This window comes from Pseudomonas sp. A1230 (assembly GCF_044218825.1).
GTDB lineage: Bacteria > Pseudomonadota > Gammaproteobacteria > Pseudomonadales > Pseudomonadaceae > Aquipseudomonas > Aquipseudomonas iridis.
On record NZ_CP162582.1, the window covers coordinates 4,805,601 to 4,830,510 of the forward strand.

General features: G+C 54.8%; 26 protein-coding genes and 1 pseudogene. 15 read left to right on the forward strand and 12 right to left on the reverse strand.

All coding sequences use genetic code 11. The features are described 5' to 3' along the window. The first annotated feature begins 50 nt into the window (after positions 1 to 50). A complete protein-coding gene (gene argH, locus AB4P97_RS22530) occupies positions 51 to 1,445 on the forward strand; it encodes an argininosuccinate lyase (protein ID WP_042561708.1) in 1,395 nt (464 codons plus the stop codon). Positions 1,446 to 1,573: 128 nt separating this feature from the next. Here argH and AB4P97_RS22535 read toward each other — a convergent pair whose 3' ends face one another. After that, a complete protein-coding gene (locus AB4P97_RS22535; protein WP_047304116.1) occupies positions 1,574 to 2,233 on the reverse strand; it encodes a glutathione S-transferase in 660 nt (219 codons plus the stop codon). Between the two features lie 123 nt (positions 2,234 to 2,356). Between AB4P97_RS22535 and AB4P97_RS22540 the strand changes: the two genes are divergently transcribed. The 3 genes from AB4P97_RS22540 (at position 2,357) to AB4P97_RS22550 (ending at position 6,183) form a co-directional block, all read left to right on the forward strand. After that, positions 2,357 to 2,641, forward strand: coding sequence for a hypothetical protein (locus tag AB4P97_RS22540; protein ID WP_042561710.1), 285 nt, complete (start codon positions 2,357 to 2,359; stop codon positions 2,639 to 2,641). A 258-nt stretch (positions 2,642 to 2,899) separates the two neighbouring features. Beyond that, a complete protein-coding gene (locus tag AB4P97_RS22545) occupies positions 2,900 to 3,145 on the forward strand; it encodes a TIGR02647 family protein (protein ID WP_042561711.1) in 246 nt (81 codons plus the stop codon). A gap of 194 nt (positions 3,146 to 3,339) precedes the next feature. Next, complete coding sequence (locus tag AB4P97_RS22550) at positions 3,340 to 6,183, forward strand: class I adenylate cyclase (RefSeq protein WP_047304118.1); 2,844 nt, start codon at positions 3,340 to 3,342, stop codon at positions 6,181 to 6,183. Positions 6,184 to 6,189: 6 nt separating this feature from the next. Here AB4P97_RS22550 and rnk read toward each other — a convergent pair whose 3' ends face one another. The 3 genes from rnk to cyaY all read right to left on the reverse strand — a co-directional run bounded on the left by rnk (position 6,190) and on the right by cyaY (position 7,383). After that, on the reverse strand, positions 6,190 to 6,600 hold the full coding sequence (gene rnk / locus AB4P97_RS22555) for a nucleoside diphosphate kinase regulator (protein ID WP_042561713.1): 411 nt from the start codon (positions 6,598 to 6,600) through the stop codon (positions 6,190 to 6,192). Between the two features lie 225 nt (positions 6,601 to 6,825). Then, complete coding sequence (locus AB4P97_RS22560) at positions 6,826 to 7,047, reverse strand: DUF1289 domain-containing protein (RefSeq protein ID WP_080896076.1); 222 nt, start codon at positions 7,045 to 7,047, stop codon at positions 6,826 to 6,828. A gap of 3 nt (positions 7,048 to 7,050) precedes the next feature. Next, positions 7,051 to 7,383 carry an iron donor protein CyaY gene (cyaY, locus tag AB4P97_RS22565; RefSeq protein ID WP_042561714.1) on the reverse strand — a complete coding sequence of 111 codons (333 nt, stop codon included), beginning with the start codon at positions 7,381 to 7,383 and terminating at the stop codon, positions 7,051 to 7,053. Positions 7,384 to 7,699: 316 nt separating this feature from the next. Here cyaY and AB4P97_RS22570 point away from each other — a divergent pair, with 316 nt between their 5' ends. The 6 genes from AB4P97_RS22570 to AB4P97_RS22595 are packed head-to-tail and all read left to right on the forward strand — an operon-like array spanning position 7,700 to position 12,309. Next, complete coding sequence (locus AB4P97_RS22570) at positions 7,700 to 7,873, forward strand: lipoprotein (RefSeq protein WP_042561715.1); 174 nt, start codon at positions 7,700 to 7,702, stop codon at positions 7,871 to 7,873. A 9-nt stretch (positions 7,874 to 7,882) separates the two neighbouring features. Continuing rightward, positions 7,883 to 9,130, forward strand: coding sequence for a diaminopimelate decarboxylase (lysA, locus tag AB4P97_RS22575; protein ID WP_042561716.1), 1,248 nt, complete (start codon positions 7,883 to 7,885; stop codon positions 9,128 to 9,130). A gap of 3 nt (positions 9,131 to 9,133) precedes the next feature. After that, the gene (gene dapF / locus AB4P97_RS22580) at positions 9,134 to 9,964 is read left to right on the forward strand and encodes a diaminopimelate epimerase (protein ID WP_042561717.1); all 831 of its coding nucleotides are present in this window, start codon (positions 9,134 to 9,136) and stop codon (positions 9,962 to 9,964) included. Between the two features lie 13 nt (positions 9,965 to 9,977). Beyond that, a complete protein-coding gene (locus AB4P97_RS22585) occupies positions 9,978 to 10,703 on the forward strand; it encodes a DUF484 family protein (RefSeq protein WP_042561718.1) in 726 nt (241 codons plus the stop codon). Between the two features lie 2 nt (positions 10,704 to 10,705). Continuing rightward, positions 10,706 to 11,605 carry a tyrosine recombinase XerC gene (gene xerC, locus AB4P97_RS22590; RefSeq protein ID WP_042561719.1) on the forward strand — a complete coding sequence of 300 codons (900 nt, stop codon included), beginning with the start codon at positions 10,706 to 10,708 and terminating at the stop codon, positions 11,603 to 11,605. Next, positions 11,602 to 12,309 carry an HAD family hydrolase gene (locus AB4P97_RS22595; protein ID WP_047304125.1) on the forward strand — a complete coding sequence of 236 codons (708 nt, stop codon included), beginning with the start codon at positions 11,602 to 11,604 and terminating at the stop codon, positions 12,307 to 12,309. Before xerC ends, AB4P97_RS22595 begins: the two co-directional genes overlap by 4 nt. Before the next feature lie 189 nt (positions 12,310 to 12,498). Here AB4P97_RS22595 and sutA read toward each other — a convergent pair whose 3' ends face one another. The 4 genes from sutA to glnK form a co-directional block, all read right to left on the reverse strand. Continuing rightward, positions 12,499 to 12,825: a transcriptional regulator SutA gene (gene sutA / locus AB4P97_RS22600; RefSeq protein WP_042561721.1), complete on the reverse strand. Its 327-nt coding sequence runs from the start codon at positions 12,823 to 12,825 to the stop codon at positions 12,499 to 12,501. 101 nt (positions 12,826 to 12,926) lie between these two features. Further along, positions 12,927 to 13,352, reverse strand: a complete 426-nt coding sequence (locus tag AB4P97_RS22605) for a secondary thiamine-phosphate synthase enzyme YjbQ (protein WP_150593475.1) — start codon at positions 13,350 to 13,352, stop codon at positions 12,927 to 12,929. Positions 13,353 to 13,565: 213 nt separating this feature from the next. Beyond that, positions 13,566 to 14,903: an ammonium transporter gene (locus tag AB4P97_RS22610; protein ID WP_042561723.1), complete on the reverse strand. Its 1,338-nt coding sequence runs from the start codon at positions 14,901 to 14,903 to the stop codon at positions 13,566 to 13,568. 37 nt (positions 14,904 to 14,940) lie between these two features. Continuing rightward, positions 14,941 to 15,279: a P-II family nitrogen regulator gene (gene glnK / locus AB4P97_RS22615; RefSeq protein ID WP_002555808.1), complete on the reverse strand. Its 339-nt coding sequence runs from the start codon at positions 15,277 to 15,279 to the stop codon at positions 14,941 to 14,943. Between the two features lie 414 nt (positions 15,280 to 15,693). Here glnK and AB4P97_RS22620 point away from each other — a divergent pair, with 414 nt between their 5' ends. Continuing rightward, positions 15,694 to 15,954: an accessory factor UbiK family protein gene (locus tag AB4P97_RS22620; RefSeq protein WP_007920416.1), complete on the forward strand. Its 261-nt coding sequence runs from the start codon at positions 15,694 to 15,696 to the stop codon at positions 15,952 to 15,954. Between the two features lie 62 nt (positions 15,955 to 16,016). Here AB4P97_RS22620 and AB4P97_RS22625 read toward each other — a convergent pair whose 3' ends face one another. Together AB4P97_RS22625 and AB4P97_RS22630 are read right to left on the reverse strand one after the other, a co-directional pair. Beyond that, entirely contained in the window at positions 16,017 to 16,577 is a 561-nt protein-coding gene (locus AB4P97_RS22625) for a nucleotidyltransferase family protein (protein ID WP_395601638.1), read from the reverse strand. 44 nt (positions 16,578 to 16,621) lie between these two features. Continuing rightward, positions 16,622 to 16,927: a HigA family addiction module antitoxin gene (locus tag AB4P97_RS22630; protein WP_395601639.1), complete on the reverse strand. Its 306-nt coding sequence runs from the start codon at positions 16,925 to 16,927 to the stop codon at positions 16,622 to 16,624. Positions 16,928 to 17,250: 323 nt separating this feature from the next. Between AB4P97_RS22630 and AB4P97_RS22635 the strand changes: the two are divergent. From AB4P97_RS22635 to drt3b, 3 genes and pseudogenes are all read left to right on the forward strand, one after another. Then, positions 17,251 to 18,156, forward strand: a pseudogene (locus tag AB4P97_RS22635) (YifB family Mg chelatase-like AAA ATPase); the annotation flags it as partial. A gap of 265 nt (positions 18,157 to 18,421) precedes the next feature. After that, positions 18,422 to 19,645 carry an antiviral reverse transcriptase Drt3a gene (drt3a, locus tag AB4P97_RS22640; RefSeq protein ID WP_395601640.1) on the forward strand — a complete coding sequence of 408 codons (1,224 nt, stop codon included), beginning with the start codon at positions 18,422 to 18,424 and terminating at the stop codon, positions 19,643 to 19,645. Then, positions 19,638 to 21,629: an antiviral reverse transcriptase Drt3b gene (gene drt3b, locus AB4P97_RS22645; protein ID WP_395601641.1), complete on the forward strand. Its 1,992-nt coding sequence runs from the start codon at positions 19,638 to 19,640 to the stop codon at positions 21,627 to 21,629. The genes drt3a and drt3b overlap by 8 nt, the downstream gene beginning before the upstream one ends. Before the next feature lie 222 nt (positions 21,630 to 21,851). On the opposite strand, the gene AB4P97_RS22650 is transcribed toward drt3b, so the two are convergent. Together AB4P97_RS22650 and AB4P97_RS22655 are read right to left on the reverse strand one after the other, a co-directional pair. Further along, positions 21,852 to 23,186 (reverse strand): FRG domain-containing protein, encoded by a 1,335-nt coding sequence (locus AB4P97_RS22650; protein ID WP_395601642.1) that lies wholly within the window; start codon positions 23,184 to 23,186, stop codon positions 21,852 to 21,854. Positions 23,187 to 23,603: 417 nt separating this feature from the next. Beyond that, a complete protein-coding gene (locus AB4P97_RS22655; protein WP_395601643.1) occupies positions 23,604 to 24,488 on the reverse strand; it encodes a hypothetical protein in 885 nt (294 codons plus the stop codon). A gap of 131 nt (positions 24,489 to 24,619) precedes the next feature. On the opposite strand from AB4P97_RS22655, the gene AB4P97_RS22660 reads away from it, so the two are divergent. Beyond that, positions 24,620 to 24,907 (forward strand): helix-turn-helix domain-containing protein, encoded by a 288-nt coding sequence (locus AB4P97_RS22660; protein ID WP_076964284.1) that lies wholly within the window; start codon positions 24,620 to 24,622, stop codon positions 24,905 to 24,907. The last annotated feature ends 3 nt before the right edge of the window (positions 24,908 to 24,910 follow it).

Here is a 24,910-nt window from a genome sequence, read left to right on the forward strand (position 1 = left end):
CCGCGCCAGCGTTTCACGCCTTTTTTCTTCAAGCCGATACGAGCGAATTCATGAGCACTGACAAGACCAATCAGTCCTGGGGCGGCCGCTTCAGTGAACCCGTCGACGCCTTCGTCGCCCGCTTCACCGCCTCCGTCACTTTCGACCAGCGCCTGTATCGCCACGACATCATGGGCTCGATCGCCCACGCCACCATGCTGGCCAAAGTCGGCGTGCTGACCGATGCCGAGCGCGACACCATCATCGATGGCCTAAACACCATTCAGGGCGAAATCGAGGCCGGCCAGTTCGACTGGCGCATCGACCTCGAAGACGTGCACATGAACATCGAAGCGCGTCTGACCGACCGCATCGGCGTCACCGGCAAGAAACTCCACACCGGCCGTAGCCGCAACGACCAGGTTGCCACCGACATTCGCCTGTGGCTGCGCGACGAGATCGACCTGATCCTGGCCGAAATCACCCGACTGCAAAAAGGCCTGCTGGAACAAGCCGAGCGCGAGTCCGGCAGCATCATGCCCGGCTTCACTCACTTGCAGACCGCGCAACCCGTAACTTTCGGGCACCACATGCTGGCCTGGTTCGAAATGCTCAGCCGTGACTACGAGCGTTTGGTCGATTGCCGCAAGCGCACCAACCGCATGCCATTGGGCAGTGCCGCGCTGGCCGGCACCACCTACCCGATTGATCGCGAATACACCGCGCAACTGCTGGGTTTCGATGCCGTTGGCGGCAACTCGCTGGACAACGTTTCCGATCGCGATTTCGCCATCGAATTCTGCTCGGCCGCGAGCATAGCGATGATGCATTTGTCGCGTTTCTCCGAAGAGCTGGTGCTGTGGACCAGCGCGCAGTTCCAGTTCATCGATCTGCCGGATCGCTTCTGCACTGGCAGCTCGATCATGCCGCAAAAGAAAAACCCGGATGTGCCGGAGCTGGTACGTGGCAAGACCGGCCGCGTGTTCGGTGCGCTGATGGGCCTGCTGACCCTGATGAAAGGCCAGCCACTGGCCTACAACAAGGACAACCAGGAAGACAAGGAACCGCTGTTCGACGCCGCCGACACCCTCCGCGATTCGTTGCGCGCGTTTGCCGACATGATTCCGGCGATCAAACCCAAGCACGCGATCATGCGTGAAGCGGCTCTTCGTGGCTTCTCCACCGCAACCGACCTGGCTGACTACCTGGTGCGCCGTGGCCTGCCGTTCCGTGATTGCCACGAAATCGTCGGCCACGCTGTGAAGTACGGCGTCGACACTGGCAAGGACCTGGCTGAGATGAGCCTGGAAGAACTGCGTCAGTTCAGCGATCAGATCGAACAGGACGTGTTTGCTGTGCTGACCCTGGAAGGCTCGGTAAATGCCCGTGACCATATCGGCGGCACTGCGCCAGCGCAGGTCAAGGCAGCCGTTGCTCGCGGCCAGGCCCTGATCGCCAGCCGCTAAAGGTCAAAAGCTTCGCGAGCAGGCTCGCTCCCACATTCGATCTGTGCTGAACACAAAGTCTGTGAACAACACAAATCCCTGTGGAAACGAGCCTGCTCGCGAATGCTGACTTCAGAACAGCACAGAACCTACTTCTTGGCAGCGATCATCGCCAAAAACGCCGGCATCGCCGCATCTTTATCCGCCGCAATCTTCTGCACATGCGGATTCTGCTCAAGCCGCTCCAGCAGCGCCTTCGCCTGCGGCATTTCTGCCAGCAAATCGATCCCGAACAGCTTCTGCCCCACCGCACAGGCCAGCGGCACGCTGTAGAGGAAATACAAATCCGCGATGCTCAGACTGTCGCCCGCCACATACGGGGCGAACTTGCCGTGCCGGCCGAGCGCCGCAAAGCCCAGCAGCAATTCTGATTGGGTCTTTTCCTTGATGGCGTCCGGCAAAGTCATGCCAAAAAACGCTTCGCCATAACAGGCACGTCCCGGCAGCTCGATGTACAGCTCGATTTCCTTGGCGATTGCCAGCACCTGCGCCCGTTCGAAAGGATCGCTGGGCAGCAGCGGCGTGCCTTTTTGGGTCAGCTCGAGGTATTCAAGGATGATCGCTGTTTCGTTGATGTAACCGCCATCAACGCCCAGCACCGGCACTTTGCCGCGCGGGCTGATAGCCAATGATTCAGCGGTCTGCGCGGGATAGAACGTGACCTCTTCAAACGGCAGGCCTTTTTCCAGCAGCGCCAGTTTGATCATGTTGTAGTAGTTGCTGACAGAGAATCCGTAGAGCTTGAGCATCACATAGCCTCCAGGCCGTGCGGGGTGGGCAGTGCCTGTTTATAGATCGCCCGGACAATTCCCGCCAGCAGCATCACGCCGCTGAATGCGGGTAAACTGGCGCCTTTCCTTGAGGAGCCTGCCATGAGCGAGCCGACAGACATCGACAACGACGAAGAAGAGTTCACCGAGAGCACGCTGATCGAAGCGATCGAGAACCAGATCGAAAGCGACAACCCGCCTGCGGCCAAGGCTACGCTCAACAAGCTGACCCTGGTCGGCGTTGAACGCGAAGAAATCCTCAATCTGATGGCGCATGTGCTGGCCTACGAGATTGACGCGATGCTGGATGAAGATCGCCCATTCGATACCGCATGGTACGAAGCCGCATTGCGTGCGCTGCCTGAGTTGCCACCAGAAAAGCAGTAATCGCGCTTTCCCTGTGGGAGCAAGCCTGCTCGCGACGAGGCCCTAGCATTCGCATCATGCGGCGCCTGACACGCCGCATTCGCAATGCCGGCTCGCTCCCACACAATTTGTCACCCATCCCTCCGGCCATCTCCCCGGCCCCGACTACACTGGAATTCGCCTCAAGAGGAAATCCCTGATCTGAGCACTGGACATGCCGCACAAGCGGGTTCACCTTAGGGGCGCTGCGTTCCAATTCCTAGAAAGTCTGGAGTCCTTATGTCGCTTACCCCTGAGTTGGTTGCCGAACTGGAAGTCCTTGCACTCTTTCCCCTGGACAGTTCCCAGGAAGGTCTGAAAATTCATCAGACCGCTGCCCCGAAGCACATCGCTGCTGCCCAACGCCTCTTTGATAAAGAACTGACCGATCAGCCCGATGGCGGATATCTGACCAGCCTGGGTCGCGATGCCGCGCAGAATGTACAAACCGTACTGACGATCCTGAAAGAGCCGGAAACAGCCTGATTCTTCCTGACTTCGCCCACGGGAACCCCTGTCACGGGATTTCCGCGGGCCCGTCCGGACGTCAACTATCGCCTCGCGATTGAAATCTGACGTCAAAAAACAAAATCAGCTTAAAACTCCCGCCGCGCAAAGGCTAAACTGCCCGTCATTCCGAGACCCTCTACGTCCGAGCCTGCGAGCCGGTTTGAGCTGACATGACGCGCACCCATGAAATCCGCCCCGACCTGGACGAAGGAATCGACCGCAAGGTGCTTAGCCAACTGCGCGCGCGCTTTCTAAAACTCAATGAAGGCCGCCTCGGCCGCGCTCTTGAGGGGTTGTCGACGCGCCAGCAAGCTGTACTGACGCTGCTGCCGCTGTTCTTTCACGTCAATCATCCGCTGCTGCCAGGTTACGTCTCGGGCAGTACGCCGGCCGGCCTGTCGAATTACGAGCCGGACGCCAATACCCTCGCCGAAGCCCAGCGCCTGACGCGTTCCTTCTCTTACAAGCCGCGCCACGGCAGCAATCCGCCGCGACCGATTCACGGCCTGTTTCTGATGGGCAGTCTCGGCACCCTGGCCCAGGCCGATCAAAGCGACATGGACGTGTGGGTGTGTCACGCCCCGGATCTGAGCGAAAACGAGCTCGCCGAACTGGGCAAGAAATGCCAGCTCCTCGAAACCTGGGCCGCGAGTCAGGGCGCCGAGGCGCATTTCTTTCTGATCGACCCGGTGCGTTTCGTCAAAGGTGAGCGCGACACCCAGCTCAGCTCCGAAAACTGTGGCAGCACCCAGCACTACCTGCTGCTCGACGAGTTTTATCGCACCGCGATCTGGCTGGGCGGACGCACGCCGATCTGGTGGCTGGTGCCGGTATACGAAGAAACGGCCTACGACCTTTACACCCACACGCTGCTGTCCAAGCGCTTCATCCGCGCCGACGAAACCCTCGACCTTGGGCATTTGGCGACGATTCCACCGGGAGAGTTCATCGGCGCGGGGCTGTGGCAGTTGTTCAAGGGCATTGAGTCACCTTACAAATCGGTGCTCAAACTGCTGCTGACCGAGGTGTATGCCAGCGAACACCCGCAGGTGCAGTGCCTGAGCCTTCGCTTCAAAAAAGCCGTATTCGCCAATCAGCTCGATCTGGATGAACTGGACCCTTACATGGTCGTGTATCGGCGCATCGAGGAATACCTCATCGCCCGCAACGAACCGGAACGTCTGGAGCTGGTGCGACGTGCGCTGTACCTCAAGGTCAATCGCAAGCTCACGGGCAATAGCCGCACGCAGAGCTGGCAACGTTCACTGCTGGAACGACTGGCCAACGAATGGCACTGGGATCAGCGGCAACTTGCCCTACTCGATAGCCGCAGCCAGTGGAAAGTCCGGCAGGTCAGCGCAGAGCGCCGCGCGCTGGTCAACGAGCTCAATTACAGCTATCGCTTCCTGACCCAGTTCGCCCGCACCGAGCAGACCGTCAGCCTGATCAACAAGCGCGATCTCAACGTGCTGGGCCGCAGGTTGTACGCGGCATTCGAGCGCAAGGCCGACAAGGTCGAGTTCATCAATCCCGGCATCGCTCCGGATCTGGCCGAAGACACCCTGACCCTGGTGCAATCACGCAACAAGAAGGAGGCGGGACAAAGCCAGTGGGGCCTGTACAACGGCAGCCTCACGGCGCTTGAGTGGGAACATTTCGCCCCGATCAAACGCAGCCGCGAACTGCTGGAACTGTTGACCTGGTGCCACCGCAACGGCGTGATCGACAGCAGCACCCGTCTGGCCTTGCACCCCGGCAACAGCGACCTGAGCGAGTTCGAACTGTTCAACCTGCTTGGCAGCCTGCAACAGTGCATCGCCCTGCCCTTGCCCACTGTTGCCGAAGAGCCGCTGCTGCGCGCCGCCGTACCGAGCGAAGTACTGATGCTGGTGAACGTCGGCGTCGACCCGCTCAAGCATCACCGTGACCTCAACATCCTCATGACCACCGAGCGCACCGATTCGCTGAGCTATGCCGGCGTGCGCGAGAACCTCGTGCTGACCCTCGATCAGGTTACGCTCAACAGCTGGAACGAAGTGCTGGTCAACCGTTTCGACGGACCTCACGCCCTGCTCGACTGCTTGCGCGATTATCTCAACAACCTGCCGCGCGGGCCGTTGCAGCCATCGCTGAAGGTGCGCTGCTTCTGCCATAACCGTGCCCAGTTCATCGCCCGACGCGTGGAAGAAATCGTCGACACCGCGCAGAACCTGCTGCTCAGCGAATTGAATCACCGCTACCTGATTCAGGTGCAACAGCACTATCACGTGCTGGAACTGGTGCCCGGACAGGTCAACCACATCGCGCTCGCCACCCTGCCGGCGCTGCTCGACTACCTCGGTGAGGAGCAGGCGCGCTACAGCCCGCTGCACCTTGATCCGATGGCACTGGAAGATCACGACCTTGCGCTGATCCTGCCAATGGGCCAGCCGGAATGCATTCAGGTGTTCTACAGGATCACCGAGCAGCACGCCGAGGTCTGCGTTCTGGACGAGTTCAATGCGCTGTGGCAGCAGTACTTGCCGTATCACGACGAGCAAAGCCTGCTGGCGCCGCTGCAACGTTTCCTGCAATCGATCCAGTATCGGCGTGAGGCGCTGCTGCCGATGGAGGCCGCTCCCTCGACCAGCCTCGACATTTTGTATTACCAGCTATTGCCTTCGGGCCCGGGACGGGCGCGGCGCGTCGAAGCGCGGCCAATGCCGCAGACGCCAGCCAACAAACCGTTCTACGACGTGCAGGCGATCATCGGCAAAGCCGCACCAGGGCAAGTGCAGGTCACGCTGTATTGCAATCAACGGGAGTTCAGCGAGCTGGAATATGGCGACCAGCTGTTCAGCGTGGTCGCCCGGGAGATCGTCGAGCAGCGTCGTGAGACCGAACGCTATCGTTGCTACATCACCGACCTGGACCTGTCCGGGCTGCTCGGTGACGGGCAAAGCTCAAGCAATCTGTATCTACGCTACAAGGCCGACCTGGAGCGCGCCCTGAACGAGGCACTCGAACAGGTCTGAGTGAATTTACTCGGGGAACGCGCCACCGTTGGCCGGTTGCGATTCGACTTCAAGCAGGGTCAGTTTCAGGGTCTTGCCGCCCGGTGCCGGCCAGTCGATGTGCTGTCCGACCTTCAGGCCCAGCAGCGCGCTGCCGACCGGTGCGAGAATCGAAATCTTGCCTTCATCGGCATTGGCATCCTTGGGATAGACCAGCGTCAGATGGTAATCCTTGCCACTGCCTTCTTCGCGGCAGTGCACGCGGGAATTCATCGTCACGACATCGGCAGGCACTTCATCGTGGCTGACCAGCGTATCGGCGCGATCCAGTTCGGTTTGCAACGCAATCACGCCCGGCAGCGTGTCATCCAGGCTGTCGATCAGGCGCTCCAGACGTTGAACGTCCAGACGGGTAAGAGTGATGGAAGGTGCGGTCATGATCCGGGCAGACTCCTTTCTTCTGCGCAAAAAAAGCAAAAAACCCCGCCAAAAAAGGCGGGGTTTTCACCAGGCCTCGATGGGTTGAGGCGTTTCCGGACACTATCACAGCTCAAAAAATATACAAGTCATGCCCAGCGACACACGTCCCCTATAGGAGCTGCCGCAGGCTGCGATCTGTGCTTTTGAAGATCAAGATCAAAAGATCGCAGCCTACGGCAGCTCCTACAGGGACGCAGTCCTGCGATGGGCAGCCTGGGTAACGATCACTCGCCGCCGCTCATCATCCGCCGAACGCCACTCACGAATGTCTTCAACATGACGGAAACAGCCGAGGCAGACTTTTTGTTCGTCCAGCCGGCACACGCCGCTGCACGGCGAAGGCACCGCCGGGCTGATATTGCTGTAGAGCGGCTTGGGCGGACGGACGGGAGCGGTATCAGTCACGAATCACAGGCCTTCGAAATCGAATTCGGCGCCAGCCTGCTGCTTGACGATGCGTTCAAGCATCTCGCCCAACTGCTCTTCGCTCTTGTCACACATCCAGCGTTCGCTTTCTTCGTCGTAATCGAAGTGGAAACCACCCGAGACGGCCGCCAGCCACAGCTGACGCAGCGGCTCCTGACGGCTGAAGATCAGCTGCGAGCCGTTTTCGAACTTGACGGTCAGCACACCGGCCGAACTTTCCAGATCGATATCCAGATCGCTCTCGTCAAAGATGTCTTCCAGTTTTTCCTGGGTGTCATCGACCAGATCGTGGAAACGGGCTTCGGACAAACTCATTGTGGCAACCTCAAAAAATGTCTGATCAGGCTCAAGCGCCGCAAGATACGGACGCTTCTGGCCGATTGCAAAGGATAACGACCAAGTGCCTTACTGCCCCTTCAACACAGCACCTGTGGGAGCGAGCCTGCTCGCGAAAGCGCTGTGTCAGCCAAAGAGCCCGCTGAACTTGCCGACCCCTTCGCGAGCAGGCTTGCTCCCACAGGGAATGATGCGCTTCTCGGGAGCCCCGCCGGACGGGAGGCCCGTCGCATAGGCAAGCTGCCGGGTGGTCGGTATACTCCGGCGCAATTAACGTATTTTCAAGGATTTCGCCATGAAGCGCCTGATCTCTTCCCTTGCTGCGCTCGTCGCGGTTGCCTGCCTCGTTTCGGCCTGTGGTCAAAAAGGCCCGCTGTACCTGCCGGATGACGATCAGGACCCGGCCGAGCAAGCCCAGTCTTCGCAAAAGCAGCCTGCTTCCAAAGCACACAAGCACGACGTTTACTAAGGGGTCGCCATGGACGCTTTTAACTACCGTGGCGGGGAGCTGTTCGCGGAAGGTGTGGCGCTGTCCGCCATCGCCGACCGCTTTGGCACGCCCACTTATGTCTACTCGCGCGCGCACATCGAAGCCCAGTATCTGGCCTACGCCGATGCGTTGGCCGGCATGCCGCACCTGGTTTGCTACGCCGTCAAAGCCAACTCCAACCTCGGCGTCCTGAATGTCCTGGCCCGTCTCGGCGCCGGTTTCGACATCGTCTCCCGTGGCGAGCTGGAACGCGTACTGGCCGCTGGCGGCAGCGCCGACAAGATCGTGTTCTCCGGCGTCGGCAAGACCCGTGACGACATGCGCCGTGCGCTGGAAGTCGGCGTGCACTGCTTCAACGTCGAATCCACCGACGAGCTGGAACGCCTGCAAGTTGTCGCCGCTGAACTGGGTGTTCGCGCACCGGTTTCGCTGCGTGTGAACCCGGACGTCGATGCTGGCACCCACCCGTACATTTCCACCGGTCTCAAAGAGAACAAGTTCGGCATCGCCATCGCCGACGCTGAAGACGTGTATGTACGCGCCGCGCACCTGCCGAACCTGGAAGTGATTGGTGTCGACTGCCACATCGGTTCGCAACTGACCACGCTGCCACCGTTCCTTGATGCGCTCGACCGTTTGCTGGATCTGGTCGATCGTCTTGGCGATTGCGGCATTCACCTGCGCCACATCGATCTCGGTGGTGGCCTGGGCGTGCGTTATCGCGACGAAGAGCCGCCATTGGCTGCCGACTACATCAAAGCCGTGCGCGAACGTCTGGACGGTCGTGATCTGGGACTGGTGTTCGAGCCGGGCCGTTTCATTGTCGCCAACGCCGGCGTGCTGCTGACTCAGGTCGAGTACCTCAAGCACACCGAGCATAAAGATTTCGCCATCGTCGACGCGGCGATGAACGACCTGATTCGCCCGGCGCTCTATCAGGCGTGGATGGACGTCACGGCGGTCAAGCCGCGCGACACCGCCGCGCGTCAATACGACGTTGTCGGCCCGATCTGCGAAACCGGCGACTTCCTCGCCAAGGATCGCGAGCTGGCCCTGGCCGAAGGCGACCTGCTGGCGGTGCATTCGGCCGGCGCGTACGGTTTCGTCATGAGCTCCAACTACAACACTCGCGGCCGTGCGGCCGAAGTGCTGGTGGACGGTGATCAAGTATTTGAAGTGCGTCGCCGCGAAACCGTGGCCGAGCTGTTTGCCGGCGAAAGCCTGCTGCCGGAGTAACCCATGCTGCTGCGTTTTACTAAAATGCACGGTCTGGGCAATGACTTCATGGTTCTCGACCTGGTCAGCCAGCACGCGCATATTCAGCCCAAGCACGCCAAGCAATGGGGCGATCGACACACCGGCATTGGTTTTGACCAGTTGCTGATCGTCGAAGCGCCGAGCAACCCGGACGTCGATTTCCGCTATCGGATCTTCAACTCCGATGGCTCGGAAGTTGAGCAGTGCGGCAACGGTGCACGCTGCTTCGCGCGTTTTGTGCTCGACAAGCGTCTGACTGCCAAACGGCAGATCCGCGTCGAGACCAAGGGCGGCATCATCGAACTGGACGTGCGTAACGATGGCCAGATCGGCGTGAACATGGGCGCCCCGCGCCTGGTGCCCGCGGACATTCCGTTTGAAGCACCGGCGCAGGCCTTGAGCTATCAACTGGACGTCGACGGCACCACGGTCGAACTGGCCGCCGTGTCGATGGGCAATCCGCATGCCGTGTTGCGCGTGCAGGACATCAACAGCGCTCCGGTGCATGAATTGGGGCCGAAAATCGAGCACCACCCGCGCTTCCCGGCGCGGGTCAATGTCGGTTTTATCCAGATCATCGACCGCAACCGTGCCCAACTGCGCGTCTGGGAACGTGGCGCCGGGGAAACCCAGGCCTGCGGCACCGGCGCTTGTGCGGCGGCCGTCGCTGCAATCAGTCAGGGGTGGATGGATTCGCCGCTATTGATCGACCTGCCTGGCGGGCGTTTGTCCATTGAATGGGCAGGCCCTGGCCAACCGGTGCTGATGACCGGTCCGGCAGTGCGTGTATACGAAGGACAAGTGCGTCTTTGAGTGAGCAGAAACCATGACCGATAAGCCTCAGGTACCCGCCCGACAGTCCGACGAATCAGCGTCCGAGAGCCTGGAGGCGGCAGCGGTTGCCGCGTACCTGGAGGCTCATCCGGAGTTTTTCGTCGAGCACGAAGAACTGCTGCCAGCCATGCGCATTCCCCACCGACGTGGTGACACCGTTTCACTGGTCGAGCGGCAGATGACCATCCTGCGCGAACGCAACATCGAGATGCGTCATCGCCTCTCACAATTGATGGACGTCGCCCGCGACAACGATCGCCTGTTCGACAAGACCCGTCGTCTGATTCTTGCCCTGATGGACGCGACCAGCCTGGAAGACGTTGTCATCAGCGTCGAAGACAGCCTGCGTCAGGATTTCCAGGTGCCCTTCGTCAGCCTGATCCTGCTCGGCGACAACCCGGCGCCGGTCGGGCGCTGGGTCAGCCACGCCGACGCACAAGTTGCCATCGGCGGCTTGCTCACCGAAGGCAAAAGCGTCAGCGGCACCTTGCGTGACCATGAGCTGGACTTTCTGTTCGGCGAAGAACAACGCAAACAGATCGGCTCCACCGCGGTGGTCGCCATCAGTCATCAGGGCATCCACGGCATTCTGGCCATCGCCAGCCGTGATCCGCAGCACTACAAGAGCTCGGTCGGCACGCTGTTCCTCAGCTACATCGCCGAAGTCATGGGACGCGTGCTGCCACGGGTCAACAGCTCGCTGCGCTCGGTACGCTGAACATGGAACGACAACTGGACGCTTACTGCGAACACCTGCGCAGTGAGCGACAGGTGTCGCCGCACACGCTGTCGGCTTACCGCCGCGACCTCGATAAAGTCCTCGGCTGGTGCGTCAAACAGAACATCGGCAGTTGGGCCGCGCTGGACATCCAGCGCCTGCGCAGCCTGATCGCCCGCCTGCATGCCCAGGGCCAGTCCTCGCGCAGCCTCGCCCGCTTGCTCTCGGCAGTGCGCGGGCTCTACCACTATCTGAACCGCGAAGGGCTCTGCGATCACGATCCGGCCACCGGCCTCGCGCCACCGAAAGGTGAACGTCGCCTGCCGAAAACCCTCGATACCGACCGTGCGCTGCAGTTGCTTGAGGGTGCGGTCGAGGATGATTTTCTAGCGCGGCGTGATCAGGCAATTCTGGAGTTGTTCTATTCCTCCGGCCTGCGTTTGTCGGAGCTGACGGGGCTCAATCTCGATCAGCTCGACCTCGCCGACGGCATGGTTCAGGTGCTCGGCAAGGGCAGCAAAACCCGTCTGCTGCCGGTCGGCAGAAAGGCCCGCGAAGCCCTGGAACAATGGCTGCCGCTGCGGGCCATGACCAACCCGGCAGATGACGCCGTTTTCGTCAGCCAGCAAGGTCGGCGCCTCGGCCCGCGAGCCATTCAGGTGCGGGTCAAACTGGCCGGCGAGCGTGAATTGGGGCAGAACCTGCATCCGCATATGCTGCGGCATTCCTTCGCCAGTCACTTGCTGGAATCCTCGCAGGACCTGCGCGCAGTGCAGGAGCTGCTCGGCCACTCCGATATCAAGACCACGCAGATCTACACCCATCTGGACTTCCAGCACCTGGCGGCGGTCTACGACAGTGCCCATCCACGGGCCAAACGCATGAAAGGCGATGACTCATGAGCATCCAGTTGATCACCTTCGACCTCGACGACACCCTGTGGCACACCGCTCCGGTAATCGTCAGTGCCGAAGCGATATTGCGCGAATGGCTGAGCGAACATGCGCCGAATCTGGGCGCGGTGCCGGTGGAGCACTTGTGGTCGATCCGCGAACGGGTGCTGGCTAATGAACCGGGCCTCAAACACCGCATCAGTGCGTTGCGCCGGCGGGTGTTGTTCCACGCCCTGGAAGAGGCGGGTTACGCCCATGGCGAAGCGTCGGATCTGGCGGACAAGAGTTTTGAAGTGTTCTTGCATGCGCGGCACCAGATCGAGGTGTTCCCCGAAGTCGAGCCGGTACTGGAAATTCTCGCCAATCATTACGCCCTCGGCGTGGTCACCAATGGCAACGCCGACGTGCGTCGATTGGGACTGGCGGATTACTTCAAGTTTGCGCTCTGCGCCGAAGACATCGGCATCGCCAAACCGGATGCGCGACTGTTTCACGAGGCATTGCAGCGCGGCGGCGTGAGCGCCGAAGCCGCGGTGCATATTGGCGATCATCCGGGCGATGACATTGCCGGGGCGCAGGAGGCAGGGTTGCGCGCGGTGTGGTTCAACCCGGCGGGTAAAGACTGGGAAGCGGATCGTCTGCCGGATGCCGAGATTCGTAGCTTGAGCGACCTGCCAGCAGTACTCGCACGCTGGAATGCCGTTTCCAACTAACACAGGACACCTGTGGGAGCTGGCTTGCCAGCGATGAGGCCGGCGCATTCAACATCAATGTCGTCTGACAGGCCGCCATCGCTGGCAAGCCAGCTCCCACAGGGTTTGCGTTTCATTCAGATATTTTTGTTTCACCCATGAAAAAGCCCGCAGCGACGGCGGGCTTTTTCAGCAAGCAAGCGGCACGCCTCAGATAGGGCGGCTGCCGTACTTGTTGTCCGGCTTCTTGGGCGGATCGGCGACCACATTGGCCTCCACTTCCTGCACTTTTCCGCCACGCGACAAGAACTCTTCCATGGCCTTGGCCAGGGCATCGCGCTCCTTGTTCTTGGCTTCAATGCTCGGCAAATCGTCTACCGACACCGCAGCCTTGGCTTTGCCTTTGGCAGCCGGGGCCGGCGTATCTTCGCCGCCATCGTCGTCAGCAACGTCTTCCGCTGCCGCTTCCAGGCCTTCCTCGGCCTCGTCTTCGTCGCCTACTTCGAGGTCGTCGTTTTCCAGATCATCGTCGCTCATGTTCTACCTCATGACTTGCGAAAAGCAGATTAGTTATAGACCAGCTTTGGCAACTGTCGAAAGTCGCCGTTAAAAAATCGTTCGCCGCTGCTGACCAGCGGCTATGCCCCTTCACCGTGCAAGGTGGCGAGGACTTTACGGGCACCGCCGTGATCACGGTGCTCGCCCAGATAAACACCTTGCCAGGTTCCCAGTGCCAATCGACCTGCCGAAACCGGCAGACTGATCTGGCAGCCAAGCACGCTGGCCTTGAAGTGCGCCGGGAGGTCGTCCAGGCCTTCGTCGTTATGCTCATAGCCGTCTGTTCCTTGTGGGATCAGACGATTGAAAAATCGTTCGAAGTCGCGACGGACCGCCGGATCGGCGTTCTCGTTGATGGTCAACGATGCCGAGGTGTGCTGCAGCCACAGATGCAACAGACCGACCCGACACTCCCTGAGTTCGGGCAAGCCATGAATCAACTCGTCCGTTACCAGATGAAAGCCCCGGGGCCTTGCCCGCAGGGTTATCAGAGTCTGTTGCCACATACAGTTCTCCGCACGTTCGGGGCGCATTCTAGCGCGCTCTGGGAAAAAACAAAGGCCCTAATATTCCTGCAATGATGTAAGCCTTTGGCCGTAGAAAAACGCTCGTCGTAAACACGACTAAAGGCGTACGAAAAATCCTTTCAGCTGTTCCTTAAACGACAAATCCCGGACAAAAAAATGCCCGGCAAGCCGGGCAATTTTTTACTTCGCGTCTTACAGGTTGTAGCCGCGTTCGTTGTGTTGTGCCAGATCGAGGCCAACCGACTCTTCTTCCTCGGTCACACGCAGACCCATTACGGCGTCCAGGACCTTGAGGATGACGTAGGTGACGATCGCGGTGTAGATGACCGTGAAGCCGACGCCTTTGCACTGAATCCAGACCTGCGCACCAATGTCGGTGACAGTGCCGAAGCCACCCAGAGCAGGAGCGGCGAAAACACCGGTGAGGATCGCGCCGAGGATACCGCCGATACCGTGCACGCCGAAGGCATCCAGGGAGTCGTCGTAACCGAGTTTGCGTTTCAGGGTAGTGGCGCAGAAGAAGCACACCACGCCTGCCGCCAGACCGATCACCAGTGCGCCCATCGGGCCGACGGTGCCGGCAGCCGGGGTGATCGCCACAAGACCGGCAACCACACCAGAAGCGATGCCCAGTGCGCTTGGCTTACCGTGAGTGACCCATTCGGCAAACATCCAGCCCAGTGCAGCAGCAGCGGTCGCGATCTGGGTGACCAGCATCGCCATGCCAGCGGTGCCGTTGGCCGCAGCAGCGGAACCGGCGTTGAAGCCGAACCAGCCGACCCACAGCATCGCGGCGCCCATCAGGGTGTAACCAAGGTTGTGCGGCGCCATCGGCGTGGTCGGGAAGCCTTTGCGCTTGCCCAGTACCAGACAGGCAATCAGACCGGCAACACCGGCGTTGATGTGCACCACGGTGCCGCCAGCGAAGTCGAGTACGCCCCAGTCCCACATCAGGCCGCCGTTACCGGACCAGACCATGTGCGCGATTGGTGCATACACCAGAGTGAACCAGATGCCCATGAAGATCAGCATCGCGGAGAACTTCATCCGCTCGGCGAACGCACCGACGATCAAGGCCGGAGTGATGATCGCGAAGGTCATCTGGAAGGTGATGAACACCGCCTCAGGGAACAGCGCTGCAGGCCCGGTAATGCTCGAAGGCGTGACACCGGCGAGGAACGCCTTGCCCATGCCGCCGAAGAACGAGTTGAAGTTGACGACGCCCTGCTCCATGCCGGTGGTGTCGAACGCGATGCTGTAGCCATAAATGACCCACAGGATGCTGATCAGACCGGTAATGGCGAAGCACTGCATCAACACGGAAAGAATGTTTTTCGAGCGAACCATGCCGCCGTAGAACAGCGCCAGGCCGGGAATGGTCATGAACAGCACGAGGGCCGTCGAGGTGAGCATCCAGGCTGTGTCGCCGGAATTGAGGACTGGGGCCGCCACTTCGTCTGCCGCCATTGCAAGGCCGGGCATTACGATGGACAACAGGGCTCCTAGCCCTGCGAATTTACGCAGAGTCATATTGTTTTCTCCTGGGGCGTTGGGTTTGTGGCGGCGCTTAAATCGCGTCGGTATCGGTTTCGCCGGTACGGATGCGAATCGCCTGTTCCAGATTGACCACGAAGATCTTGCCGTCACCGATCTTGCCGGTGTTGGCCGCCTTGGTTATCGCTTCGATAACCCGATCCAGATCCTTGTCGTCGATGGCCACGTCGATTTTCACCTTGGGCAGAAAATCGACCACATATTCCGCGCCGCGATACAGCTCGGTGTGACCCTTCTGCCGGCCGAAGCCTTTGACTTCAGTAACGGTAATGCCCTGCACGCCGATTTCGGACAGCGACTCGCGCACGTCGTCCAACTTGAACGGCTTAATGATGGCAGTGACTAGCTTCATGAAAACTCTCTCCCGAATTGGTGGACTTGCCCCAGGAAAACAAACCCGACTCAAGTCTAAGCGCAGTGCCTGGCTTTGTAACGCATCGTCGGCCTTACCTGCCCGACTGACGCCAGCTAACCGCTGCTGACGAAACTCCCCGCTTCGTCTGCCGCACTGCATTCGTCACAGCGACTGCATCAGTGCATGGGTCAAGAGTGACTAAGCAGAAACCTTGCCATCTCGGCAAAAACCTCTGATTTCAATCCCTTGGCCGCTACCGCAAGCACTCGCGTGCAAAACGCTTCGCGGATACGCACAACAACGGTGCGTCACCGTCCGTCCGCCTGCGCGAAAAGCGTGCATCCCTGACGACGAGATTGACTATAGACACTGCGTGATACACTGCCGGCCATTGTTTCCAGGACATTTCCCATGCTCGCGCCCAAAGACTTCCTCGACGCCCTGAGCGGCACCGCTTCCCGCCTGTTCAGCGGCGACACCCCGCTGCCAAAAGCCGAAATCGAAAGCCAATTCAAGATGCTGCTGCAAAGTGCCTTCAGCAAACTCGATCTGGTCAGCCGTGAAGAGTTCGATAGTCAGATGGTGGTGCTGGCCCGCACCCGTGCCCGCCTCGAAAGTCTCGAAGCGAAAGTTGCCGAGATGGAAGCGAAGCTAACGCCGCCCGCCGAGTAACCCCGCAACCCCCCCTGTAGGAGCTGCCGAAGGCTGTGATCTTTTGATCAAAAAAAAGGCGATTACTCGGTAAACTTCAGATTTGGCCAAGTGCGAAGCCAGTCTTTCCCCTGCATGCGTTCCAGATAGATTTCCCGTTTGTCGATTTGGAACCTTGCTGTAGGTCGAACAACAAGTTGCAACAGATCCTCCAAACCAAGCGGCGCTGCGACCTCCAGAGCGCCTTGCGAGTCGAGCCTTATGGCAATTGCCGTGGCTGTCTCCGGCCAGAACCTGATGGCATCAATTGCGCTGGCATATGGCGTATCAGAATTTCGCAGATGCATGCGCGCCTGGTTCTTTACTGACCAATTGTATGAAGCATCCATATTTCGCAAACAGGCTTCCAGTTCAGTGTCTGACTGAACAGTGGCCCGCCCCGGATCGAACCAGATGACATTGATGTCCGAAGGCAATGGCGAGTAAGCACGCTGGTGCAAGTGATCCCAAACCGCGCTACGCAGAAACCCTGCGCCGACCCAGCAATCAGGTAAACCAAGAGATTGCACCAGACTCAATATGCTCATGCGCACTGGGTCGGCTTCGATGAGCGCCTGGATTTGCAACACTTGTTCAGAATTCATAGTTCCATTCAGTCACGCATGACTTCACTGCTTGATCTAAATAATTACGCGCAATGTGCGAGCTGCTCCACCTGATCACGGATAGAAGCACCTCTTTCAGTTTCCGCTTTGCGCAAATCGTAAGTCGATTGCAGGTTCAGCCAAAACTCTGGAGTGGTGTCCAGACAGTAGGACAGTCTGAGCGCCATATCAGCGCTGACACCTCTGCGTTGTAGAACGATGTCGTTCACCGTCGGAGTGGATAGACTCAACGCCCTCGCCAGCGCAGCAGCCGTCAGGTTCAGAGGCTCCAGATACTCATCTTTGAGGATCTCGCCCGGATGTACCGGACGCATACCATTTTTAGTCATACTCACCTCAGTGGTAATCGACGATTTCAACATCCTCGGGGCTGATGTCGAAAAAATCAAACAAGGCATCCCGCGCTTTCGGTGCTCCCTCAAAGCTTTCGGAAATGGCCTACTCACGCTCCTTGGCTCGCACTTAAAAGATCGCCATTTCCTACAGTAATAATCGCTAATTCTGCTTGCAGTTCTGGTTCAGAATTTCTCGACTCGCTCCTGCAACATTCTGCGAAACGTTGCCCTGTACACCTCCCTGCTGAAACGACTTCTCCCGACTACCCTTAAAAAACCCGCAGGAAGCGGACCCCGATTCAGCTCAAGGAACGACCATGTCCCTCTCCATCGTCCACAGTCGCGCCCAGATTGGCGTGGATGCTCCCGCCGTCACTGTCGAAGTTCATCTGGCAAACGGTCTGCCCTCCCTGACCATGGTTGGCCTGCCCGAGGCGGCGGTGAAGGAGAGCAAGGATCGGGTACGCAGCGCGATCATCAACTCCGGGCTGCAGTTTCCGGCGCGGCGGATCACTTTGAATCTGGCGCCGGCGGATCTGCCCAAGGATGGCGGGCGGTTTGATCTGGCGATTGCTTTGGGGATTTTGTCGGCGAGTGTGCAGGTGCCGTGTCTCACACTGGATGAGGTGGAATGCCTCGGTGAGCTGGCGTTGTCCGGCGCGGTGCGGCCGGTACGCGGGGTGTTGCCAGCGGCACTGGCGGCGCGCAAGGCCGGGCGGGCGTTGGTGGTGCCGCGAGCGAATGCCGAGGAGGCGTGCCTGGCGTCGGGGTTGAAGGTGTATGCGGTTGATCATCTGCTGGAAGCGGTGGCGCATTTCAATGGGCATACGCCGGTGGAGCCTTACGTATCGGACGGTTTGATCCATGCCGCCAGACCCTATCCCGATCTCAATGAAGTTCAAGGGCAGATGGCCGCCAAACGAGCGTTGCTGATTGCCGCAGCGGGTGCACATAACCTGCTGTTCAGCGGGCCGCCGGGGACAGGCAAGACGCTGCTGGCCAGTCGACTGCCGGGGCTACTGCCACCTTTGTCCGAATGCGAAGCGCTGGAGGTGGCGGCGATTCAATCCGTCGCCAGCGGCGTGCCACTGACCCATTGGCCCCAGCGCCCCTTTCGCCAGCCGCATCACTCGGCGTCAGGCCCGGCACTGGTCGGCGGTAGTTCAAAACCACAACCCGGCGAAATCACCCTCGCCCACCACGGCGTGCTTTTTCTAGACGAGTTTGTTCTTAGGGCTACATGTCAACATGTGTACCCCAGAATTTTCTGACCTTGAGTCGCGTTTCCTCACGTTTGGACCGCGCATCCCCCAGCCTACTCACGACTGCGTTGTGTAGTGGCTAACAGATAGCAAATCACCCTGCCCTTATGCCATGATCGGAATCGATTTATTGCGTTCGACGGTGCCATTAAAGGCAAACTGAAAACTCTGCCTCGAATGTCTAATTTTGAATCGGTAGGAAATACCTATAGGCAGGGAGCGAGTAATGCTGAATCAACATTTTTCTTCTAAAAATTTCATGCGGCTTTTAACTAGGCAGGATATTTTCAGATATGACATGGGCACTGGTACCGACGACTACAGAGCAAAATTAACTACAGTTGAAGAAACTATAGGAAAAGACAGCTACGCCTTTTCAAGTTTTAAAAGAAAGAAGATGACGCATGGCGAAGTCATATCACCGGCATGCATTGTTGACGATTTCGCGTTAAGAAAGCTGAACGACAACATAAAACGTGTGTTCAGCATAAAGACCACGGACAGAAATAGTATATTGCCACAAATTAAAGTCCTTTTGAACGAAGGTGGCGAGTTTTGGTTGCGGAAATATGACATAGCAAAATTTTTTGAATCGATACCAGTAGGAAAAGTTCTTGATCTTGTCAGAAACGACTATCGGTTGTCATACGAATCAAAGAAGATCTTAAATAATCTATTTTGCAATCCAACAATAACAAAATCTGCAGGCCTACCACGCGGAATATCACTTAGCTCAACATTGTCCGAGCTGTATATGCGAGAATTTGACGCATTCTGCAGAAAACTTCCAAACTGCTATTTTTACACTCGATATGTTGATGACATTTTCATGCTTTTTCATGAGGATCCCGGGGATATCACGCCGAAACTTATCCTTCCGGATGGGCTTTTTTTCCAGCCGATAAAAACTCTAGAACTACACCATCAGCATAAAGGCCCCGTGAAGACAAGCGATGGCGGCTCAAGCGTAACGTACCTCGGATACGAATTTGACTTTAAATCTAACAGCAAGGATAAAGCTACAAAACTACAAGTAGGAATTGCCTCAAAAAAGATCAAGAAAATAAAAACGAGAATAATGCTTGCACTGTTTGACTACTGCCAAACTAAAAATTATCTCTTGCTCAAATCCAGGCTTACGTTCCTTGCAAGCAACTACAATATCGGCAAAGACTCTGCGCGAGGAAAACTGTATGCAGGAGTCCATTTTAATCATCTGCTCATAGATAAAGAGCGTTATGGCGATCTCACGGATATTGACAGTTTTTTGCGTAAAGCTATCTGCAGCGCGAAAGGTTCTTTAGGCCGAAAGCTTTCCCCTCTCCTGTCTGCGCCTGAGCGCCGAGAGCTTATGAAGATCTCCCTAATGCAGGGCTTCCAAAAGCAGATAGTAAGGGCATTTGCACCTGATCATCTCTTGGAAATAAAACGGATTTGGGCACATGTATAAACAGCCAAGCAACAAAGTTCGCATTAGAAAGAACGACGAATATAGGGCTATGTTGACGGAAACACTCCCTTATGAAGTCCCGATGCTTTTCTCCAATGAAGGTTTATATCTTGCCGCAAAAGACAAATTACTCTCCAAACTTAAGGAAGAGCACGGTTTAGATATCTTCAACAACCAACCAACGATTCCATACAAATACAAAATACGTAAGAACTCATACGAATCGCGCGGCCTAGCTATAATGCACCCTGCTCAACAACTGGAGACGGGTTTATTCTATTCTCGTTATGATCACTTGATTGTCGGGCTATGCCAAAGAAGCCCCTTCTCCCTAAGGGCACCATGCTCGATTGCGAGCTACTATGTAGAGCGAGCGCTTTCTAGCAGCAATAATACTGGGAAAGATAATCATGTTGAAGAGGCAGCAGATGGGTTTGGGGTAGTACCCAACACAGGAACATCTTACTTTGCGTACAAAAAATTTCCTTTTCTTTTCCGTTATTACGATTCTTTGGAGTTTCTGCGATTAGAAAAGAAATTCAAACAACTAACGAAGATGGATATATCAGATTGTTTTAACCGAATTTACACCCATACCATTGCGTGGGCTGTAAAAAGCAAAGAGCATGCAAAGCGCAACAAGCAGCAGTCTTCTTTTGAAGCTAGCTTTGACAAACTAATCCAGAATGCTAACCACGGAGAAACCGCAGGCATTCTAATTGGTCCAGAAGTATCCCGCATATTCGCGGAGATAATACTTCAGAGAGTAGATCTTGACATAATTTCTAGAGCATCAAAACTCGGACTGCAATTGGATACCGACTACACCATCAGACGTTATGTAGATGATTACTTCATTTACACAAACACTTCTACGGCGCAAGATGCTTTAAAGAAACTTATTCCTGGCGCGCTTGCAGAATTCAAACTCGCTATCAACAATGGAAAGACTTCTGACCAGGTCAGACCGTACATCACCAGTACGTCAATATCGCGGCATAATATATCCATTAATATCGCTTCTTTTTTTAACAAGTACGTCGATTTCAAATCAGAACTAAATGAAGAGTCCGGCAAAAATTCAACCGTAATATTTCTGAAAGGAATTGATAACGTCACCGCTGCGGTTGTTCAGACAATAACTGCGGTTAAACGGTCGATCGGTGAGATGGGATCGTATGACGCAACAGCAAACTATTTCTTGGGAATGTTCAAAAAATTCTTATCTAGGATGATAGGCAAGAAGATAAAATCTGAAAACGATACCGCGCATAATGCACTATATTTTTTCTTAACAGCCATCATTGATATTGTTTTCTTCTATTACTCAATGACGCTACGCGTCAGACAGACGTACCAAATTTCGGAAATAATACTCATGATCGCCAAGATCATGAAGCCTCTTCCCGCAGATTTAAAAGATACACTCATTAGAAAAATTGTCGACGAAGGCCGATTAATTATTAACCAAGCGAATAACGACCTTCCCGAGCACAAAATAGAGGTGATGAACTTACTCATCGTGCTGCGAACATTTGGAGTTGAGTACGTTTTTGATATGCCGTTGTTATCAAGAACTTTCGAGTTTGATATCGGACCTGAACAGGAAATATCTATAAAGGATAACTTTGACTATTTTCAGTTAGTTTTTCTACTATCTTATATAGGGGGTATACCAGCATTCGATAATTTAGTATCAACCGCTGTCGAGTTCTCCTCTGTTCGATTCCTCAGCAAAGGCTGGGCCGACGAAGCAGAAAATGTATTCATGTTTTTTGATCTGCTATCGTGCCCATATGTTTCACCCGCTGAGAAGCAAAAGATAGCGAAGCTAGCTTTGAGGCATATTTCAGAAAAAAACTTGAACGAACGTGTAAACAAATTAATTCAAGATGTTAGTTTGAGGACATGGTTTTTCGGGTGGACACAAACTGTAGATCTAGGTCTGGTTTTGAAGAAAAAAGAATTGCGCACGCCCTATTAACTATATAAGATAATTTTTGAGGACACGCAGGTCAGCTTGACCCAGGCCAGAGCTGTAATTTGGCGAATACGTGGAGTAGGAATTGGCAAAATTCGTAAGGATTAGTCGAAACCGAAAAACGCACCTAGACCATTCAAGCAGCCGATATGGGGCTCAGCACCATAGAAACTGCTGGTCGAAGGACACACGATGGGCCGTGCGTGCTCTCCCCTTCGGGGCATCTTAATTATCTATTTCCTTATGAATGTAGTTGAGTGAATCAACTTTACGCATTTCATTGTCGCACAATGATTCATTGAGTCTGTTCAGAAGCGAAAACTGGAGTGTATGTCTAATGTCATTATTGCATGGGCACTCTTGTTCGTGGCTTACTCGCGTCCAAGGTGTAGTACTTGAGTCATAAATCCAGCCTTGGAAGGTACCGATTCCTTGAACCATATGACCGGGATGTTCGACATACAACCCCTCGACTGAAACCAAACTGCCACCGATTTTTCGAACGTAAACTCCTTTTTCAAATTCGAGGCTATCTGGATTTTCAGGAATATGGATTATGCCATTAAGCTCTACTACGAAACCGTCGTGATTGGAGAGTATCTTATCAATTTCGGACAAACTGTCTATTTCTGCAGAGTTACAATAATACATTAACTCAGGCATTTTATAGAAAGGAATTTTTTCGAAAATCGAACTCTCTCTCTTGTCTGCTATCCACATTTTTGTGTAAAGCACCACATCTGAAGGAAGTCTTTTACGATAGACAGCATCGTATTCGGGTAAATCTAGTCCTCGGCGGTAGGTAGGAAAGATAGTTTCAGTACCAAAGCGTTCCCAAGGAATATGGAGGAGACTATTATACAAAAAGTCATCTTTTCGATTAGGGAACAGCTTTTCTACCGTGTCATAACCTCCCAGTTCGTAGTACTCTTTTAGTACTTCACAGGACACAGTAAGGTGCACTGCGATAGACTGAGCTGGTAGCACATCATCCAGATGACCAGCAAGACATGCCTGTTGAGCTGAATATCGTAAAATACCTTCATCACCGGCAAGCACAGTTAAATCGTGAACCTTAACATTCAAACTTGCCAACACTAGAGTATCTATTATATACAGGTGAGCCACCCCTTCTTTAGGACTGAATTCAGCCTCTTTGTGTACCAACCACACACCGCGCTCGTCTAAATCTTCACATGTGTGGATAGTTCGACGCTCTTCGTATTTATTCGCTGCAAACCAACATGCGACGTACGCTGATTTTGTGAGATCAACGTAAAACGATCTCCATCCATAGTGTTGAAGCACCGCTTGCGAAAACTCTAACTCTACATCATGGTAGTTTGTCGGCCCACCGAAGGCGCGAATTACAGACCTAGCATAGTGACTCCATTTGAGCATCTGAGGTGGAATGCAACCTTGGCGGCTAAATGACGTGGAGATGCTTACGTTTCCATTTTTCAAATAATGGTGATTTTGTCCTCTATATAAATAGCCTTCTCCATAAAGAGCAAAGACATCCTCTAAATCTTTGAGAGCACTGACTATTAGTTCTTTCATTAAGCACCCATTATTTCAATGAAAATTGCTGAGAAATTTAAATCCTCCCTTACAACAACCATCCAAACTGGTTACGGAGTTTTTTTACCAGATGCTCCAAAAATGACTTATAACGTTAAAAATAGGACAGATCTATTAAAATTATAAAAAACCAAGCCTGGCGCAGCGCCCACACCGTCCCTGCCCTCTCTGATTAGCGTAGCCAAGGTCCTACAAAAAATCTCACCCGCGACTGATTAAGTCGGCAATCCAGACTCGCTTAGCTTCATCACCGCGAAGCCACTCAAAACACGCATAGTAAGTATTTCACCTCATTTATCCCTTAGAACCATGCCCCCCGCAGCTATGCACTGCCGACGTTCCGCGTGAGCCATTGGTAATGAGTTGGGAGCGATCATGGGGTTTCCAATGGGGCTTCTATAAAATTCTATCTCTAATGCGCTGGACCATTTGCCGCATAGACTCAGTCACATTTCTGAGCGCAACTTGATACTGACTTACGTCGAAGTCGTCCAATGAGACGCGTAAATACGCAGTCACTATCTCCTCGTTATTTAGGTGAGCCCACGGACGGAAAACGTCACCCCTTACATTAATACTCGATAATACAGTTTCTCCGGGGCATCTATGATCAAACAGCTTTTTAATTTTAGAATACATCGTAACGACTTCTCTAACAGAGGTTGATGCGTTTATTGCGGAAATGGATCTATCAAAATTGTCCAACTCCTCAACGACATCAAAAACAATATTTAACTGACTAGAAATATTTTCGACGCCATAGCTGGGGCCAATATTATCGATAACACCGTAGAAAACTTCTCGAATCAATTCACTTCTTATCAATGCCTTGGCATGCCAGTAGTTAAGCCACAAATTATATTCTTCCTCATGCTCTAGAACATATACCTTTTCATTCCTATTGCGTAAATTAGCCGCTCGAACCGTACCAACCATAGGTCTTGGACCTCGTATTTCTCTCAGTCCGTCCTGCCCAATCCACATGCTATTAAAAACAATATCTTTGCCCTGAACCTCCATTTCAAAATATGGGTCAGTCGACTGAGGAAGTCGCAAACGGCATATGGACTTTAGTACCGCATGTGCAATTTTATTAAACTGGCCATCGTCACTCGATTCAATAACAAACTGAAAAGAAGAAAAACTTTTAAATCCAAGCAAAATCGAAATATGATTTACGCGATCAAACTCAGAATAGTCATCAACATCTTGACCTATTCGAAGCTCTATGACGCTTCGAATCAACTGACTACGCGCCAGGATGCTTTGAATTGGCTCCATTTAACCCCCTTCTATTAACACTGCTATCTTCGAAAATAGAATTGTCGATATATTTTTTATCAATATACTCTACAGAGTATAGCTCTTTTGTGCCGATGAGGGCTTCATCATTCCTTTTGCGAGAATGCAAATTGGAATTGAGCAAAGCCCTAGGTCAGGCACTGAAAGAATCGAGAATTAGCAAAGGTTTATCCCAAGAGCAGGTAGGGGCAAGCCAGAGCTACGTGAGCGATATTGAGAGGGGATTAAAAACGCTGTCTCTGGAAAAACTGGATGAATTCGCATCTGGCATCGGGGTGCATCCAATCACCATTCTTGCTAGGTGCTATCTAATCAAAGAAGAATCAATGAAACAGGAAGATGTGATTAACAGATTGCGACTAGAGTTGTCTTTAATAAACCAGACAAAGTCCGAATAATCA